The sequence below is a fragment of the Streptomyces sp. 13-12-16 genome (assembly GCF_002114215.1).
In the GTDB taxonomy this organism is placed as follows: domain Bacteria; phylum Actinomycetota; class Actinomycetes; order Streptomycetales; family Streptomycetaceae; genus Streptomyces.
Window position 1 is genome coordinate 1 of the sequence record NZ_NCTE01000405.1, and the last position, 1,177, is coordinate 1,177.

At 76.7% G+C, this 1,177-nt stretch carries 1 protein-coding gene and 1 pseudogene; both read right to left on the reverse strand.

The genetic code is table 11. The features are described from left to right. Positions 1-826, reverse strand: an 826-nt coding sequence (locus B7767_RS16440) for an ABC transporter ATP-binding protein (RefSeq protein WP_143652501.1), incomplete at its 3' end; no start/stop codon positions are given. After that, positions 823-1,177: pseudogene (locus tag B7767_RS16445) on the reverse strand (energy-coupling factor transporter transmembrane protein EcfT); the annotation flags it as partial. The gene B7767_RS16440 and the pseudogene B7767_RS16445, both read right to left, overlap by 4 nt.

The window sequence follows — 1,177 nt, forward strand, 5'->3', positions numbered from 1 at the left end:
GCGGCCGCCTGTCGGCGAGGCGGTCGCGCAACGGGCCCGCCTCGCGTCGGGCGTCGCGGACCGTCAGGGGGAGGGGGGACCAGCCGGCGAGGCGGCCCAGGCCGACCACCGGGGGGTGGACGGGGGAGACCGCCATCACCTCCGGCGGGGTGCCGAGCCACGGCCGCTCGCCGGGGCCCGGCAGCAGGGCCACCCGGTCGGCGTACTGGATGACGCGTTCCAGGCGGTGCTCGGCCATGAGGACGGTGGTGCCGAGGTCGTGGACCAGACGCTGGAGGACCGCGAGGACCTCCTCGGCCGCCGCGGGGTCGAGTGCGGAGGTCGGCTCGTCGAGGACCAGGACCCGGGGGTGCGGGGTGAGGACCGAGCCGATCGCCACGCGCTGCTGCTGGCCGCCGGAGAGGGTGGCGATGGGGCGGTCGCGGAGGCCGGCGAGGCCGAGGAGGTCCAGGGTCTCCTCCACCCTGCGGCGCATCACGGCCGGAGGGAGGCCCAACGACTCCATGCCGTAGGCGAGTTCGTCCTCCACCGTGTCCGTCACGAAGTGGGAGAGCGGGTCCTGGCCCACCGTCCCCACGACGTCGGCGAGTTCGCGCGGCTTGTGGGTACGGGTGTCACGGCCGGCGACCGTGACCCTGCCGCGCAGGGTGCCGCCGGTGAAGTGCGGGACCAGGCCGCTCACCGCGCCCAGCACCGTCGACTTGCCGACGCCGGACGGGCCGACGAGGAGGACCAGTTCGCCCTCGGGGACCTCGAAGTCGACGCCGTGGACGGCGGGCCCGGGTGCTCCGTCGTACGTCACCGACACGTTCTCGAAGCGGATCACGACGTCGGCTCCTTGCGGGTGTCCGTGGCCGCCTCGGGGGCGGGGGTGATGAAGGCGGGGAGCAGGCCGACGAGGACGGCCGCCGCCGGCCACAGGGGCAGCGTGGGCGCGACGAGCGGGACCACGCCGGGGTGCAGGGCCGCCGGGTCGCGGGAGGCGGCGAGGGCCAGGAGGGCCGCCACGGCGGCTCCGGACGCCGTGACCAGCCAGGCCCTGGTGTCCCAGGGGTCCGGGCGGTAGCGGGTGCGCAGGGTGCGCCGGCCGCCGAGCCACAGGCCCGCGAGGGCGGCGGCGACACCGGCGAGGAGGACGGGGAGGCCGTAGGTGCCGCCCTCGGCGGTGAGCAGTCCG